The sequence below is a fragment of the Aliiroseovarius sp. PrR006 genome (genome assembly GCF_010500215.1).
In the GTDB taxonomy this organism is placed as follows: domain Bacteria; phylum Pseudomonadota; class Alphaproteobacteria; order Rhodobacterales; family Rhodobacteraceae; genus Aliiroseovarius.
This window is the reverse complement of sequence record NZ_JAAGOY010000004.1, coordinates 389,132-405,442: the sequence shown is the minus strand read 5'-3', so window position 1 is coordinate 405,442 and position 16,311 is coordinate 389,132. Positions and strand designations below refer to the sequence as shown.

The window sequence follows — 16,311 nt, the reverse complement described above, 5'->3', positions numbered from 1 at the left end:
AAAACATGCTCATTAACGATAAGAGCTTGAAAGACGAAGGGAATGCCGAGCGATGGCTGATGAAGAGTTTGAACTGGATATCGACGATCTGGAACGCCGGATGGAAGGCGCGATTGGCGCACTGAGAACCGAATTTGCATCGCTGCGCACGGGGCGGGCCTCGGCCGCGATGCTGGACCCGATCACTGTTGAAGCCTATGGCCAGCGTACCCCTTTGAACCAAGTTGGCACTGTGAACGTGCCCGAACCGCGTATGGTGACAGTGAACGTTTGGGACAAAAGCATGGTTCAGGCGGTCGAGAAAGCCATTCGCGAAAGCGGTCTGGGCATCAACCCACAGCTTAACGGCACGATCATCATGCTGCCGATCCCCGAGCTGAACGAAGAACGTCGCCGCGAGCTGACTCGCGTGGCCGCGCAATATGCCGAACACGCCCGTGTCGCGGTGCGCAACGTGCGTCAGGACGGTATGCAGCAGATCAAAAAAGGTAAGGACAACATGTCCGAAGACGATGCCAAGATGTGGTCGGATGAAGTACAGGAACTGACCGACAAATTTGTAGGCGTCGTGGACAAGGCCTTGGAAACCAAACAGGAAGAGATCATGCAGGTCTGATCCTGCAGGTCTGATCCTGCAGGGTCCTGTTTTTTTAAAGGTATTGGATTTGGTGGTGAACATGAACAAGATGAGCATACAAGCCGAGGCAACATCGCCGCGGCACGTTGCCATCATCATGGACGGCAATGGTCGCTGGGCGCAGCGCCGTGGTCAACCTCGCTTATTCGGACACCGTGCCGGGGCCAAGCGCGTACGCGAGATCGTGCGCGCTTGTCCAGATCTGGGCGTCAAATACCTGACCATTTTTGCCTTCTCGACCGAGAACTGGAAACGCTCGGAGACTGAAGTCACCGGGCTGATGAATCTGTTCCGCCGCTACATCACCAAGGAAGCCCGTGCGCTGGTCGAAGAGGGCGTGCGCGTCCGTTTCATCGGGGATCGCAGCCGGCTTGATAAAAAGCTGATCAAGTTGATGGACGAGTTGGAGGGAATGACAGGTCACAATGACCATATGAATCTGACCATCGCTCTGAACTATGGCGGCCGTGATGAACTGGCCCGCGCTTCGAAGCGCATGGCACAAGACATCGCCAGTGGTGCACTATCGCCAGAGGCGGTGGATGAAGAAACCATCGCAAGCTACTTGGATACAAGCATTTTACCGGATCCCGATCTGGTCATTCGCACTTCAGGCGAGATGCGCGTCTCAAATTTTCTCCTCTGGCAATCCGCCTATGCTGAGTACGATTTCATCGAAACGCTCTGGCCGGACTTCACGTCTGAGGTGTTTGCCGATGTCATCGCTCGCTTTTCAAACCGTGACCGACGGTTCGGGACAGTCAAACCCGCCGCAGAATAGGTGGGGTATGGGCCCTACTTTGACTTGAGACCCAGCCCACGCAATGCGATAACCTCCAAATGAATTCTGAAGCATCTTCCTCGAAATGGGCCGATCTGGCGCCGCGCGTTTTGTCGGCCATCGCGATGGCTGGCATAGCAATTTCTGCAATTTGGATCGGCGGGGCGGTGTACCAGGCACTGATCATTGTCGTAATCGGCCTGTGTATGTGGGAGTTCGGGCGTCTTCTGAACCCTACACCTACGGCATTGCCCATTGTTGTGGGCTTGGCAGCAGCAGCCGGGATTTTCCTAAGCAGCTTTGGTCCAATCAACGCGCCCAATGTTATCCTGTCGCCCCAGATCGCGGCTCTGTTCGTTGCCCCGGTCATGGGGGCAATTCTGGCCAGCCAGCATCGCGTCCTGTTCTTCTCTTATGGGCTTTTGATCATGCTCGCCGGGCTGGGCTTTCTATCTATGGGACCGGGGGCTGCCTTGGTCTGGTTCATCCTGATCATCATCATCTCGGACGTCGCCGGATATTTTGCCGGGCGCATGATCGGCGGCAAAAAGTTCTGGCCGCGTGTCAGCCCCAAGAAAACCTGGTCGGGGACGATTGCAGGATGGGTCGGCGCGTTAATCCTGGGCCTGATCGGTATGGCGCTTGGCAAATTTTCGGTAGTCGACGCGCTAGCTTTCCCATTCATCGCTTTTGCAGGCCAGATGGGGGATATCGTTCAAAGCGCCATCAAGCGGAAGGTTGGCGTTAAGGACAGCTCGAACCTGATCCCAGGACACGGAGGTGTGCTGGACCGTTTCGATGCCATGATTGGCGCTGCGGGGGCTTTGGCCCTTTTGACGGGCGCTGGGTCGCTGATTTTTGCTGGCTAAGGGCAGGGCATGACTACAGAAACGGGCACACGCCGCATTTCGATCTTCGGGTCAACGGGGTCAATCGGGCAATCCACGATTGACCTGATCCGACGTGATGCCGACGCTTATGACGTGGTCGCGCTTACCGGGGGGCACAACGTCACGCAGCTGGCCAAAGACGCCATCGAGCTGCGTGCCGACATCGCCATCACTGCACATGAAGACAAGCTGCCCGCGCTGAAAGAGGCGCTGTCTGGTAGCGGTGTCGAGGCCGCTGCAGGCGCTTCTGCCATCGAAGAAGCGGCCACGCGCCCCTGTGACTGGGTCATGTCCTCGATTGTTGGCGCCGCTGGACTTTTGCCCGGTCTGCGCGCCTTGGAAGCACGCGCCACGCTTGCGCTCGCCAACAAGGAAAGCCTAGTGACCGCCGGGCCGCTCATCATGGCGACCGCGCAGGCGCACCATTCTCGGATCTTGCCCGTGGACAGTGAACACTCCGCCGTTTTTCAAGGGCTTGTGGGCGAGGATATGGACGCTGTCGAGCGGATCATCATCACTGCCTCAGGCGGCGCGTTCCGCGATTGGCCGCTGGAAAAGCTGGCCACGGCAACGCTGGCACAGGCCAGCGCACATCCAAACTGGGACATGGGGCAGCGGATCACCATCGATAGTGCCTCGATGTTCAACAAGGCGCTGGAAGTCATTGAGACCAAAGAGTTCTTCCAGATCGACCCCAGCCAGATCGAGGTTCTGGTGCATCCGCAAAGCCTGGTCCACGCGCTGGTTGGCTTCAACGATGGGGCTTTGATGGCCCATCTGGGCGCGCCGGATATGCGCCATGCCATCGGCTATGCACTGCACTGGCCCGAACGCCGCGATCTGCCCGTCGAGCGGCTGGATCTGGCCAAGGTTGCCACGCTGGAATTCCGCGCCCCAGACGAGACACGCTATCCCGCCCTGCGCCTTGCCCGCGAGGTCATGGCGGCAGGCGGTCTGTCAGGCGCCGTGTTCAACGCCGCCAAAGAAATTGCGCTGGACGGCTTCATTGCGGGCCAGATCGGTTTCATGGACATGGCCGGGCTGGTGGAAGACACGCTGACCCGTCTTGACGGAAATGTCAGCCTGATCCACACCACCATGACCCTTGATAATGTACTGGCCGCTGACCAGATGGGACGTAAGGTCGCCCGCGAAATCCTCGCCAATAAAAACTGAGCAGACGCGCCACGCGCTGAACCCAAAGGACATTTCTAAGACATGGATCTGATCAGCTTCCTGCCCGATTTCGGCAATCTTGCCTTCACGGTCCTTGCCTTTGTCGCCGCGTTGACCGTGATTGTCGCGGTGCATGAATATGGCCATTACATCGTTGGACGGTGGAGCGGCATCAAGGCCGATGTGTTCTCGATCGGGATGGGTCCGGTCCTGTTGGCGCGGACCGACCGGCACGGCACCCAGTGGCAGATCGCGGCCTTTCCCATTGGCGGATATGTGAAATTTCGAGGCGACGCGAACGCAGCCTCGGGTGGGGCGGATGAGGCCGTCATGGCCCAACTGTCCGACGAAGACCGTCGCCACACGATGCACGGTGCCCCCCTATGGGCGCGGACCGCCACAGTGGCTGCCGGTCCGGTTTTCAACTTCATCCTGTCCACCCTGATCTTTGCGGGCCTGATGATGTCAACCGGCGTCGCCCGCGATCCGCTGGCGGTGAAAACGGTACTGAACGTGCCGGGGATGGAGCAGGGGTTGCGCGAAGGCGACACGATCCTGTCCATCGCGGGCTTTGAGACGCCTCCCTTGGCCGAGTTCTATGAGGTGGTTGAGAAGCTGCCCGAAACCGCGCTGGTGGACTACCGCGTCGAGCGTGACGGGCAGGTGTTGACCTTGTCGGCCACGCATCCCTATCCGCCGCTGATCGGGTCTGTCAGCCCTCAATCCGCTGCAATGGACGCTGGATTGCGCGAAGGCGATCTCATCCAAACCGTCGACGGAGAAACGGTCCCGACCTTCAGCACCCTGCGCGAAATCGTCGTGAATGGTGATGGGGCCGAGCTGTCTTTGGGCATTCTGCGCGACGGAGCGTCAATGGATGTAACACTGACTCCGCGTCGGCAAGACATCCCCTCGGCCGATGGCGGGTTCGAGACCCGCTGGCTGATCGGCATCACCTCGGGGCTTGTGTTCGAACCCGCAACCCGTCCCGCGGGCGTGTGGGAGAGCTTGTCTTCTGGCGTGGATCGGGTGATCTATATCATTCAAAGCAGCCTGTCGGGCCTATGGCACATGATCACCGGGGCAATCTCGAGCTGTAATCTGTCTGGCCCGATTGGGATCGCACAGGTCTCGGGGCAGGTGGCCTCACAGGGCGCGGTTAGCTTTGTTGCCTTCATTGCCATGCTGTCCACGGCCATCGGAATGCTGAACCTGTTCCCAATCCCGGTTCTGGACGGCGGGCATCTGGTCTTCTACGCGTGGGAAGCGGTCACAGGCAAACCACCGTCGGATAAGGCCTTGAACTTCCTTTTGGCTGTCGGCTTGGCACTGGTGCTGACATTGATGGTGTTTGGCCTGACGAACGATTTGTTCTGCCCCTAAACCTCACGCTTTTGCGGCTCGCTTTACGCAATCGGCCATTCGGTGAAATTGCTGTGATAGCGGCGAGCTTGCCCGCCAAAGCATACCAATGGTGCGGTTGGGCTTTGGTGCGTCAAAGCGCGATACCGTTACAGGTGCGGAACGTGTTTCGACGCCGACGGCCATATCCGGGATCAATGTGACGCCCATTCCTGCGCCGACCATTTGAACCAACGTAGACAACGCGCTTCCGTCCAACGTCTCGCGGGGATTGGTGTTGTGCATGCCGCAAAACGATAGCGCCTGATCGCGGAAGCAATGCCCCTCTTCGAGCAACAGCAATCGCATTTCACGCAGCCCATCGCGATTGGGGACGGGTTTGTCTTTGTCGGCCAGTGGGCGGACCAACACGAATTCCTCATCAAACAGAGGCACTTCGGTCAGCGCGGGATCGGAAATGGGCAAGGCAAGAATGGCCGTGTCGATTCGACCCTCAATCAGTTCACGGATCAGGTTCGAAGTCATGGTTTCGCGCATGTGGATTTCGGCTTCGGGAAAATGCTCGGTTAGCTCTTTTGCGATACGCGGTAGTAGATATGGCGCGATGGTGGGGATCACCCCAATCCGCAGCTCTCCCACCCAATGATTGCGGGCGGCGCGCGATACGTCCTCAAGCTCATCCACCGCGCGCAGAATGTCCCGCGTTCGCCGAAGAAACTCCCGCCCTAAGGTCGTCAGACGTACCTGGCGCGGCATACGCTCACACAGGATACAGCCCAACGCCTCTTCAAGCTCTTTAATCTGAACTGAGAGGGCCGGTTGGGACACGGCACAGGCATCGGCGGCGCGGCCGAAATGCCCATGTTCCGCAAGTGCATCAAAGTACCGAAGCTGGCGCAGGGTGATGTTGCTCATAAGGTAATCCTATCGCTGGGATTAAAAGGTGTAATTTCCTCTTATCACTCAACCACGTTAATATAAACCCATACAGACGGAATTTGCCGTCTCGAGCTAAATACCAAACATGGGAGTCGGAAGATGGACGGAAACAGCATGGGAAAATGCCCGGTAGCGCATGGCGCAACGAATGTCGGGATGCGGTCCAACAAGGACTGGTGGCCCAATCAGCTGAACCTCAGAATGCTGCATCAGAACACGGCGAAGTCGGACCCGATGGGGGATGACTTTGATTATGCCGAGGCGTTCAAGTCGCTGGATCTTGAGGCCTTGAAGGCCGATCTGACTGCACTGATGACCGACAGCCAGGATTGGTGGCCCGCCGATTACGGCCACTATGGAGGCCTGTTCATTCGCATGGCATGGCACAGCGCCGGAACCTATCGTACTGCAGATGGCCGCGGCGGGGCAGGGACCGGGCAGCAACGCTTTGCACCGCTGAATTCGTGGCCAGACAACGGAAATCTGGACAAGGCCCGGCGCCTGTTGTGGCCGATTAAACAGAAATACGGCAACAAGATATCCTGGGCGGACTTGATGATCCTTGCGGGTAATGTCGCCATCACCTCGATGGGCGGCCCGACCTTCGGCTTTGCAGGCGGTCGCGCCGATGTCTGGGAGCCGGAAGAGGACACCTATTGGGGCGCCGAGACCGAGTGGTTGGCCTCTGACGACAACCCCAACAGCCGCTATTCCGGCGAACGCGATCTGGAAAACCCGTTGGCCGCTGTTCAGATGGGCCTGATTTATGTAAACCCGGAAGGCCCGAACGGAGAGCCTGACATTCTGGCCTCGGGCCGCGACATCCGCGAGACCTTCGCGCGTATGGCGATGAATGACGAGGAAACCGTCGCGCTGGTCGCGGGCGGGCATACCTTCGGCAAGGCGCATGGGGCAGGGGATCCAGGTCTGGTTGGCCCCGAACCCGAAGCCGCCGCAATCGAGGAAATGGGTCTTGGCTGGATCAACGCGCATGGCACGGGCCACGGCGATGACACCACCACCAGTGGGATCGAGGGCGCATGGACCGCGAACCCGATCCAGTGGGACAACGGTTATTTCGACCTGCTGTTCGGCTATGACTGGAACCTGACCAAATCGCCCGCGGGCGCCTATATCTGGGAACCCGTCGGCGTGTCCGATGACGACATGGCCCCGCAGGCCCATGACGCGTCGAAGAAGGTGCCGACCATGATGACAACGGCGGATATGGCGATGCGGATGGACCCGATTTATGGCCCGATTTCCAAGCGCTTCCACGAAAACCCCGACGAGTTCGCAGACGCCTTTGCCCGTGCATGGTTCAAGCTGACTCACCGCGATATGGGCCCACGTGCCCGTTATCTGGGCGCGGATGTTCCGGGCGAAGAGCTGATCTGGCAGGACCCAATTCCGGCCTCGGAAACGGATCTGAGCGACGAGGATGTGAAGGCGTTGAAGGCGGCTGTGCTTGATACGGGGCTAAGCATCTCGGACCTGGTGAAGACCGCCTGGGCCTCTGCCTCTACCTTCCGGGGGTCGGACATGCGCGGCGGGGCCAATGGCGCCCGGATCCGTCTTGAACCGATGAACCGCTGGGACGTGAACGAACCCGAGGCGCTGGACCGTGTCCTGAGCCGTTTGGAAGAGCTGCGTGGCAGTTTCGGCAAGCCAGTCTCAATGGCCGACCTGATCGTGATTTCCGGCGCCGCTGCAGTGGAGCAAGCCGCCGCCGATGCGGGTCACTGCATTGTGGTCCCGTGCACCTTGGGGCGCGGGGACGCCACGCAAGAGATGACCGATAAGGAAAGCGTCGGCTATCTGGAGCCGGCTGCAGACGGTTTCCGCAACTGGCAACGGACCGAGTTCACCATCTCGCCCGAAGAGCTTCTGATCGACAAGGCGCAGCTTCTGGGTCTCAGCGCGCCGGAGATGACCGTTCTGGTCGGCGGTCTGCGCGTTCTGGACGCAAATCACGGCGGAAGCACCCATGGTGTCTTCACGCAGAATACCGGCAAACTGAGCACCGATTTCTTCGCCAACGTGTTGGATATCAACACCAAATGGGCAGATCAGGGCGACGGCAGCTATGCAGGTACGGATCGCACCACGGGGGAGCAGAAATGGACTGCCACGCGGGTCGATCTGGTCTTCGGATCAAACTCGCAACTGCGGGCCTTGTCCGAAGTCTATGCACAAGCCGATGCTGGTCAGAAATTCGTCGAAGACTTCGTGGCCGCTTGGTCCAAGGTCATGAACGCGGATCGTTTTGATCTGAGCTGATTACAGCACCCACCACTCACGAAAAATCAAAAGGGGCAGGGAACTGCCCCTTTTTCTCAGAGACTCTGACCCGCTGCGCCACAGAGAATGATAGAGGTATCAATGCCTTGCAGTCACTTCTTCATTAACACTCCGAGATAAGAAACTACATTTTCGCTATTCGTGCTTTTGAGAGCCCCCAAGCACGGCAATGTTTTTTGTGATCTAGTCGCATTATAGAAGGAGAATTCAGAAGCAGGTCACGCGACTATCCAACACAAACACTAATGCGCATAATCCATATTATGTTAATATTGCATTCGTGCGACTATCCTGAAACCGATACGTTTCATTGTTCAATTCACTCGACATCGCCCGAAATAATGCAGATAAAACAGTGTCCGAACAAGGAAGACGACATGAACTCTCTGCTTATTCTAAATGGCCCCAACCTGAACATGCTTGGCGTGCGTCAACCCGAAATCTATGGGTCACTGCGCCTTGAGGACATCAAGGCCTCATGTCTCGCGCATGCTGAAAAGCTTGGGTTCTCGTGTGTATTCGAGCAGTCCAACGACGAAGGTACGCTGGTGACCAGAATTCAGGAAGCGCGTGGCGTTCACGACGCGATCATTCTGAATGCTGGCGCCTACACACACACGTCTATTGCCTTGATGGATGCGATCATCGCCGCCGAGGTTCCAACCATCGAACTTCACCTGTCCAACATCCATGCCCGCGAAGAATTCCGCCATCGTTCGTATATAGCACGCGTTGCGGTCGGCCAGATTTGCGGCTTTGGTGCAAAAGGCTATGAGTTGGCAATCGCGGCAGCAGCTGGACTTTCCGAGGCACCCTGATGCTTCAATACATCAAAAGCATCTGCCAATGTGAAACCATGGCCGAAGTTTGGGACATCCATTGCAAGAAGATGGAAAGTTTCGGCTTTGACAGGTTGATCTATGGCGTCACGCACTTCATGACACCCAACTCATTTGGGCCGCGTGAAGACGTGATGACCTTGTCGTCACATGATCCAGAGTACATGGAGCACTATTATGGTCCAGAACTCTATCGATCGAGTCCGATGCTTCTTTGGGCGACAGAAAACACCGGTGCCTGCAGTTGGTCCTGGATTCAGGACAACATGAACCTGATGGATGACAATAATCGCAAGGTCATCGAACTGAACAGGAAGATGGGCGTGACCGCTGGCTACACCCTCTCATTTCAGGAAACCTCACGCCGGTCCAAAGGCGTCATTGCACTCACGGCGCGTCGTGGGCTCAGCCAAGATGACGTCGATGAGATCTGGAAAGAGCGCGGGGATGAGATCGAAGCGCTGAACAACGTGGCGCATCTGAAGATTATTTCGCTCCCGCTTAGCACGGAACGCTCTGATCTGTCCAAGCGTCAGCGCGAAGTTCTAGAGTGGGTTGGCGATGGAAAAACCAATCAAGATATTGCCACCATTCTGGGTGTTACGCCGGCCACGATCGAAAAACATCTGCGCATTGCGCGGGATAAGCTCGGCGTTGATACGTCGGCTCAGGCGGTTCTAAAAATGTCATTTCTTAACCAGATCTTCACCCCTGACAGATCCTAATGCGTTAAGTTTACACGTTAGATTAGACACTTAATCCGAAACAGTTTTCGAATAAGAAGGTGTTTTGTTGACGTTACGGAAGAAATGGTAGGGATTCCCGTACTTCCAATAGTTGCACGAATCAGGCATCATTTTAGTGTTCCGTGAGTGGTGGCTTTAGCCTTGGGACATTTTTGGGGTGAACGGACTGTGATTTCAGATTGCGTTTCATTCTTCCGGTAAAACGGAGCTGGTGTCGATGGAGCATTGATCCCAAAGGCACCAGCACTCGGAATACAGAATATTCTGCTTGCAGAAAAAGCGCTGACTCTCGTCGGCGCTTTTTCGATTCTACCGTTACCTACGGCGCGATGGCGGTTAGGCGGATGCCCACGAAAAAGGCCGGTCGATTTGACCGGCCTTGAACATTCTATCAAGTCGCGGGCTTGCGCCCTGCCCTGTGGGTCTTAACCCTGAACGGCAGCAGCTACTTCAGCAGCGAAGTCGACTTCTTCTTTTTCGATGCCTTCGCCAACTTCCATGCGCACGTAGCCGACGATCTCGGCACCGGCTTCTTTGGCAGCGGCTTCAACGGTCAGATCCGGGTTGATGACGAAGTCTTGGCCCAGCAGGGTAACTTCTGCCAGGAACTTCTTCATGCGGCCTTTGATCATGTTCTCGATGATGTTCTCGGGCTTGCCGCTTTCACGGGCCTGATCGGTCAGAACCTGACGCTCTTTTTCAACGATGGCCGGATCCAGCGCGGCTTCGTTCAGAGCCTGCGGGTTGGCAGCTGCGATGTGCATTGCAATCTGACGGCCGAATGCTTCGTCGCCACCGTTCATGGCAACCAGAACGCCGATTTTACCCATGCCGTCGGTGACAGCGTTGTGCACATAGGTCACAACGTTTTCGCCTTCGACCGACGCCATGCGACGCAGCGACATGTTTTCGCCGATGGTGGCGATCTTGTCGGTGATGGTACCAGCAACGGTTTTGCCGCCCATGTCAGCATCGTTCAGTGCGTCAACGTCAGCAACAGTCAGTGCCGCAGCAGCGATGCCCGAAACCATGTCTTGGAATTCACCGTTCTTAGCAACAAAGTCGGTTTCCGAGTTCACTTCGACAGCAACGCCTTTGCCTCCAGCCACGGTCACAGCGACCAGACCTTCAGCGGCGGTACGGCCAGCTTTCTTGGCGGCTTTCGCCAGCCCTTTGGTGCGCAGCCAGTCTTGGGCAGCTTCCATGTCGCCGTCGTTTTCGACCAGCGCTTTTTTCGCGTCCATCATGCCAACGCCAGTGGATTCGCGCAGTTCTTTTACGAGTGCAGCGGTGATTGCCATGTCTCTACTCCTTGGGGTCTCCGATCGGGTGATAGTCCCGCCCGGTATCAATTCAGTGACAGTTGCGCGGGCCAGTCCCCTGCCCCGCGCACGCGGTCTGTCTTATTCTGCCGGAGCAGCTTCTTCAGCAACGGCTTCTTCGGCCATAGCTTCTTCCATCGCACCTAGGTCGATGCCAGCAGCGCCCATCTGGGCCGACATGCCGTCCAGAGCTGCACGGGCAGCCAGGTCGCAGTACAGAGCAATGGCGCGGGCCGCGTCATCGTTGCCCGGGATGATGTAATCCACGCCTTCCGGCGGGCAGTTGGTGTCGACAACAGCTACAACCGGGATACCCAGTTTGTTGGCTTCTGCGATGGCCAGGCTTTCTTTTTTAACGTCAATGACGAAAAGCAGATCAGGAACGCCGCCCATTTCGCGGATCCCGCCCAGCGAGGCTTGCAGTTTCTGCTGGTCACGTTCCATGCCCAGACGCTCTTTCTTGGTCAGGCCTTCAGCACCCGATGCCAGCTTCTCGTCCACCTCTTTCAGGCGGTTGATCGACTTCGAAACGGTCTGCCAGTTGGTCAGCGTGCCGCCCAGCCAGCGGTGGTTCATGTAGTACTGAGCCGACTTTTCAGCAGCATCAGCGATCGGGCCAGCAGCCTGACGCTTGGTGCCAACGAACAGAACGCGGCCACCTTTTGCAACGGTGTCGCGCACAGCGTTCAGCGCAGCGTCCAGCATCGGCAGGGTCTGTGTCAGGTCAAAAATGTGGATGCCGTTGCGCTCACCGTAGATAAACGGGGCCATACGGGGGTTCCAACGTTGGGTCTGGTGACCAAAGTGAACACCAGCTTCGAGCAGCTGGCGCAGCGAGAAATCAGGCAATGCCATTTCTATATCCTTTCCGGTTTCATCCTCGGCGCTGCGTTTCGAAGGTTGCCCTTCAACCGGTGGACACGATGGGGATGTCTCCCCCATAGGCCCGCACAGCACCTGTGGTTTACGAGCGCGCGTATACAGGGCGCATGCCGACCGTGCAAGCCAAAAACGACGAAGCATGGTCTCGCGTGGTCATGGCTTGTCCTTCCCCGGAAATAACGGCACAAAACTGGGATGACACAGGATATTCTTTGTATTGGTTCGGTCCTTTGGGATGTGATCGGGCGCACACCACATCCCATGCGCGTGGGGTCTGACGAACCGGGCCGGATTACCCGCCTGCCCGGTGGCGTTGCGATGAACATCGCGATGACGCTGCATCGGTTCGGGCTGCGCTCGGCGCTTCTGACGGCCGTCGGACGGGATCGCGAGGGTGACGAGCTGTTGGATGATTGTGCAGCGCGCGGCATGAATACCGAGTTCATTTATCGTCCGGAGGAACTGCCAACGGATCGTTATATGGCCATCGAAGGTCCCGAGGGTTTGATCGCGGCCGTGGCTGATGCGCATACACTTGAAGCCGCCGGTGACGCGATCCTTGCCCCATTAGAGGACGGACGGTTGGGCAGCGCGCGCGCGCCGTATGTCGGCACGATTGCGCTTGATGGAAACCTGACACGCACACTGTTGGATGACATCGCGACCCATGCCAGTTTTGCCTGCGCTGATCTGCGTGTGGCCCCGGCCAGCCCCGGCAAAGCGCGTCGCTTGGCCCCTTTGATGCGCCACCCAGGGGCAACGCTTTATGTAAATCGCGAGGAAGCCGGTTATCTGACTGAAGCCCAATATGACAGCGCAAGCACTGCCGCACAGGGGCTTCTGGACGCTGGAGCGACGCGGGTATTGGTCACCGATGGCGGCAGCTTCGCCGCTGACGGTCATCACCAGCGGGGCGTGATCCAGACCCCCTGCCCCCCGGTCCGCGTGCGGCGGATTACCGGGGCCGGAGACACGTTTATGGCTGCGCATATCGCGGCCGAACTTGCCGGGAATGCGCCCGCTGTCGCGCTCGAAATGGCGCAAAAAACCGCCGCCCACTATGTATCAGGAGAAGACCTATGACCCTGCCTCTGCATTTCTCGGACGAGGTCGCCGCCGCCCGCGATGCCGGCGCGCCAATCGTCGCGCTGGAAAGCACCATCATCACGCACGGCATGCCCTTTCCGCAGAACGTCGAAACCGCCCGTGCGGTCGAAGCGGTCATTCGTGAAAACGGTGCGGTGCCCGCGACAATCGCTGTGCTGGATGGACAGCTGCATATCGGCCTGAATGACGAACAACTGGACGCGTTGGGTCAAGCCAAAGGCGTCGCGAAATTGTCGCGCGCCGACATGGCCGCGTGCATTGCAACGGGCGGCACCGGTGCCACCACCGTTGCCGCCACCATGATTGCCGCGCATCTGGCGGGGATCTCGGTTTTTGCGACCGGCGGGATTGGCGGCGTGCACCGTGGTGCTGAAACCAGTTTTGATATTTCGGCCGACCTGCGCGAGTTGTCGAAGACTCCCGTGACCGTGGTGGCCGCGGGGGCCAAAGCCATTCTGGATTTGCCTAAAACGCTGGAAGTTCTTGAGACACTAGGCGTTCCGGTGATTGCCTATGGGCAGGACAGTTTCCCAGCGTTCTGGTCTCGGGTTTCAGACCTTTCTGCCCCTCTGCGTATGGACAGCGCCGATCAGATTGCCTCAGCTGCTAAAACCCGCGCCTTGATGGGGCTTGAGGGCGGGCAGTTGATCGCCAATCCGATCCCGGTCGAGGCAGAGATCCCGCGCGAGGTTATCACTCCTGTGATCGAAGAAGCGCTCGCTGCCGCCGAAGCCGAGGGCATTTCGGCCAAGAACGTCACCCCCTACCTGCTGGATCGCATCTTCCATGCGACCGAAGGTGCTTCGCTGGCCGCCAACATTGCTCTGGTAAAGAACAATGCGCGCCTTGCGTCACAAATCGCACGTGCTTTCGCAGGTGTGTAACAACGAAAGGGCGGCCAAGCCGCCCTTTCTTATGCTAGATGCTGGATATTCGGTCAGTTATTGTGCCTAGGCCCCAATCGCGATCTGTGCGCTCAGCTCGACGGGTTCCGGATCCCGCAACACATATCCGCGCCCCCAGACAGTTTCGATATGGTTTTCACCCTCCGTCGCTGCCGACAGTTTCTTGCGCAACTTGCAGATGAACACATCAATAATCTTCAGCTCGGGTTCATCCATGCCGCCATAAAGGTGGTTCAGGAACATTTCTTTCGTCAGTGTCGTACCTTTACGAAGCGACAGCAGTTCGAGCATTTGGTATTCCTTGCCCGTCAGATGCACTGAACGGCCTTCCACATCGACGGTTTTCGCATCCAGGTTAATCGAGACCTTGCCCGTTTTGATCACGGACTGCGAGTGCCCTTTCGATCGCCGAATAATGGCATGAATGCGGGCGATCAGTTCCTCGCGGTGGAAGGGCTTGGTCATGTAGTCGTCCGCCCCGAAACCGAAACCTTTGATCTTGTTTTCGGTGTCGTCGGCCCCTGACAAGATCAGGATCGGCGTGTCAATCCGGGCCATGCGCAGCTGACGCAGGACTTCGTGACCATTCATGTCCGGAAGGTTCAAATCAAGCAAAATAAGATCGTAATCATAAAGCTTTGCCAGATCGATCCCCTCTTCGCCCAGGTCCGTTGCATAGACGTTCAGGTTCGCATGTGTCAGCATCAATTCGATGCTGCGCGATGTTGTCGGATCATCTTCAACAAGAAGGATTCTCATAATGGGTTTCTCCGCATCTGGTTCTGTCTTGGGTTGAACATTGCGTGAATTGGTTAATCACAGGTTACCCTATAAGAACTTTTAGCGAATACCACCTATGGTTGTCTATATTTTTGTAATTCTGTGGCTTTCAGGGCAGATTCCCCATGCACCTCAACGGCGCGTAGCCATTCATCCAGCTCTTCATCTGAAAGACCATAGAGTGAACAGGCTTCGTCGTTGGTAAGAAGGCCATGGCGTATCCCCTTGACCACACGTGCTTTCCGGCTTGCCACCCATCTGCGCGTGTCTTGCGGCGGCAGATCTGCTCGCGTCATGATCGAGCCGTCTGGTAGAGTGACCGCACGCGGCCCTTCGATTTTTTTCAGATACATGATGAACCCTCGCAAATGATCTGGACCGACCATGACCAGACAGGCTTAAAGATCTGTGAAGCGCCCCCTTGTTGTTCGTTCGAATTTTCCTATATTCCGATACGCTTCGATAAGGATCCCAACATGTCGGTTAATGCATCGGTCGCGCCTGCGCTGAACTCTCTTGGCTTTGCCAAATCCCCCGCTGAGACGCGGGTTGTTGTTGCCATGTCCGGCGGCGTGGACAGTTCGGTTGTCGCGGCGAAACTGGCCGAGGAAGGCTATGACGTGATTGGCGTTACGCTTCAGCTCTATGACCATGGAGCTGCGCTGGCCAAAAAAGGTGCGTGCTGTGCCGGGATCGACATCCATGACGCCCGCCGTGTGGCCGAAGATATGGGCTTTCCCCACTATGTCCTCGACTATGAAAACATCTTTCAGGATGCCGTGATCGAGGAGTTTGCGGATAGCTATCTGGGTGGCGCAACACCAGTGCCCTGCATTCGCTGCAACGAGCGCGTGAAGTTCAAGGACCTTCTGGAAACCGCACGTGATCTGGGCGCCGATTGCATGGCGACCGGCCACTATATCCAACGCGAGATGGGCGATCACGGCGCGGAACTGCACCGCGCCGCCGACCCTGTGCGCGATCAAAGCTACTTCCTGTTCTCCACCACACCCGAGCAACTGGACTATCTGCGATTCCCGCTTGGTCACTTGAAGACCAAAGCAGAAACCCGTGAACTTGCGCGAAAATATGGACTAGAAGTCGCAGATAAACCCGACAGCCAGGACATCTGTTTCGTGCCCGACGGCAACTATGCCGGCGTAATCGAGAAGCTTCGCCCTGGTGCCGCTGAACCCGGCGAGATCGTCCATGCGGATGGTCGCGTGCTGGGCCAGCACGGGGGCGTCATTCACTACACGATCGGCCAGCGGCGCGGCCTTGGCATCGGCGGATTGTCCGAGCCACTTTACGTGGTGAAACTGGATGTCGACAATAAACAGGTCGTCGTTGGCCCGAAAGACTTGCTGGCGACCCGCATTGTTCCGGTCCGCGAGATCAACTGGCTGGGGGATGAGCCCTTCACGTCCCGCAAAGAGTGGCATCTGGGTGTCAAAATCCGCTCGACCCGTCCCCCGCGCGAGGCGATCATTCGCCCGATCTCGGACACGGAAGCCGAAGTGGAATTGTTGACGCCCGAGGAAGGCGTCAGCCCCGGTCAAGCCTGCGTATTCTATGAGATGGATGGACCACGCATCTTCGGCGGTGGGTGGATCTGGCGCGGTTAAAGCGTTTCCACGAGACAGT

General features: G+C 57.5%; 16 protein-coding genes. 11 read left to right on the top strand and 5 right to left on the bottom strand.

Going from position 1 to position 16,311, the window contains the following annotated elements; all coding sequences use genetic code 11:
• Nucleotides 1-52 precede the first annotated feature (52 nt).
• From frr to rseP, 5 genes are all read left to right on the top strand, one after another.
• Entirely contained in the window at nt 53-616 is a 564-nt protein-coding gene (gene frr, locus G0Q00_RS02010) for a ribosome recycling factor (protein ID WP_163035896.1), read from the top strand.
• A 70-nt stretch (nt 617-686) separates the two neighbouring features.
• Complete coding sequence (locus G0Q00_RS02005) at nt 687-1,418, top strand: isoprenyl transferase (protein WP_239058302.1); 732 nt, start codon at nt 687-689, stop codon at nt 1,416-1,418.
• A 59-nt stretch (nt 1,419-1,477) separates the two neighbouring features.
• A complete protein-coding gene (locus G0Q00_RS02000) occupies nt 1,478-2,287 on the top strand; it encodes a phosphatidate cytidylyltransferase (RefSeq protein WP_163035892.1) in 810 nt (269 codons plus the stop codon).
• Between the two features lie 9 nt (nt 2,288-2,296).
• Nucleotides 2,297-3,484 carry a 1-deoxy-D-xylulose-5-phosphate reductoisomerase gene (gene dxr / locus G0Q00_RS01995; protein ID WP_163035890.1) on the top strand — a complete coding sequence of 396 codons (1,188 nt, stop codon included), beginning with the start codon at nt 2,297-2,299 and terminating at the stop codon, nt 3,482-3,484.
• A gap of 42 nt (nt 3,485-3,526) precedes the next feature.
• A complete protein-coding gene (gene rseP, locus G0Q00_RS01990) occupies nt 3,527-4,867 on the top strand; it encodes an RIP metalloprotease RseP (protein WP_163035888.1) in 1,341 nt (446 codons plus the stop codon).
• A 3-nt stretch (nt 4,868-4,870) separates the two neighbouring features.
• Here rseP and G0Q00_RS01985 read toward each other — a convergent pair whose 3' ends face one another.
• Nucleotides 4,871-5,761, bottom strand: a complete 891-nt coding sequence (locus G0Q00_RS01985; protein WP_163035886.1) for a LysR substrate-binding domain-containing protein — start codon at nt 5,759-5,761, stop codon at nt 4,871-4,873.
• A gap of 123 nt (nt 5,762-5,884) precedes the next feature.
• On the opposite strand from G0Q00_RS01985, the gene katG reads away from it, so the two are divergent.
• From katG to G0Q00_RS01970, 3 genes are all read left to right on the top strand, one after another.
• On the top strand, nt 5,885-8,065 hold the full coding sequence (katG, locus tag G0Q00_RS01980; RefSeq protein WP_163035884.1) for a catalase/peroxidase HPI: 2,181 nt from the start codon (nt 5,885-5,887) through the stop codon (nt 8,063-8,065).
• Nucleotides 8,066-8,463: 398 nt separating this feature from the next.
• Entirely contained in the window at nt 8,464-8,904 is a 441-nt protein-coding gene (aroQ, locus tag G0Q00_RS01975) for a type II 3-dehydroquinate dehydratase (protein WP_163035882.1), read from the top strand.
• A 38-nt stretch (nt 8,905-8,942) separates the two neighbouring features.
• A complete protein-coding gene (locus G0Q00_RS01970) occupies nt 8,943-9,650 on the top strand; it encodes a LuxR family transcriptional regulator (RefSeq protein ID WP_239058301.1) in 708 nt (235 codons plus the stop codon).
• A 446-nt stretch (nt 9,651-10,096) separates the two neighbouring features.
• Here the strand turns inward: G0Q00_RS01970 and tsf are convergent, their stop codons facing one another.
• Both tsf and rpsB read right to left on the bottom strand, forming a co-directional pair.
• Nucleotides 10,097-10,972 (bottom strand): translation elongation factor Ts, encoded by an 876-nt coding sequence (gene tsf / locus G0Q00_RS01965; RefSeq protein WP_163035878.1) that lies wholly within the window; start codon nt 10,970-10,972, stop codon nt 10,097-10,099.
• 102 nt (nt 10,973-11,074) lie between these two features.
• The gene (gene rpsB, locus G0Q00_RS01960; RefSeq protein ID WP_163035876.1) at nt 11,075-11,848 is read right to left on the bottom strand and encodes a 30S ribosomal protein S2; all 774 of its coding nucleotides are present in this window, start codon (nt 11,846-11,848) and stop codon (nt 11,075-11,077) included.
• 222 nt (nt 11,849-12,070) lie between these two features.
• Between rpsB and G0Q00_RS01955 the strand changes: the two genes are divergently transcribed.
• Together G0Q00_RS01955 and G0Q00_RS01950 are read left to right on the top strand one after the other, a co-directional pair.
• Entirely contained in the window at nt 12,071-12,958 is an 888-nt protein-coding gene (locus G0Q00_RS01955) for a carbohydrate kinase family protein (protein WP_163035874.1), read from the top strand.
• Nucleotides 12,955-13,866, top strand: a complete 912-nt coding sequence (locus G0Q00_RS01950) for a pseudouridine-5'-phosphate glycosidase (protein ID WP_163035872.1) — start codon at nt 12,955-12,957, stop codon at nt 13,864-13,866. The genes G0Q00_RS01955 and G0Q00_RS01950 overlap by 4 nt, the downstream gene beginning before the upstream one ends.
• Nucleotides 13,867-13,932: 66 nt before the next feature.
• Here the strand turns inward: G0Q00_RS01950 and ctrA are convergent, their stop codons facing one another.
• The gene (gene ctrA, locus G0Q00_RS01945) at nt 13,933-14,646 is read right to left on the bottom strand and encodes a response regulator transcription factor CtrA (RefSeq protein ID WP_163035870.1); all 714 of its coding nucleotides are present in this window, start codon (nt 14,644-14,646) and stop codon (nt 13,933-13,935) included.
• A gap of 95 nt (nt 14,647-14,741) precedes the next feature.
• Nucleotides 14,742-15,020, bottom strand: a complete 279-nt coding sequence (locus G0Q00_RS01940; protein WP_163035868.1) for a DUF1153 domain-containing protein — start codon at nt 15,018-15,020, stop codon at nt 14,742-14,744.
• A gap of 123 nt (nt 15,021-15,143) precedes the next feature.
• Between G0Q00_RS01940 and mnmA the strand changes: the two genes are divergently transcribed.
• Nucleotides 15,144-16,292, top strand: a complete 1,149-nt coding sequence (gene mnmA / locus G0Q00_RS01935) for a tRNA 2-thiouridine(34) synthase MnmA (protein WP_163035866.1) — start codon at nt 15,144-15,146, stop codon at nt 16,290-16,292.
• Nucleotides 16,293-16,311: the final 19 nt, after the last annotated feature.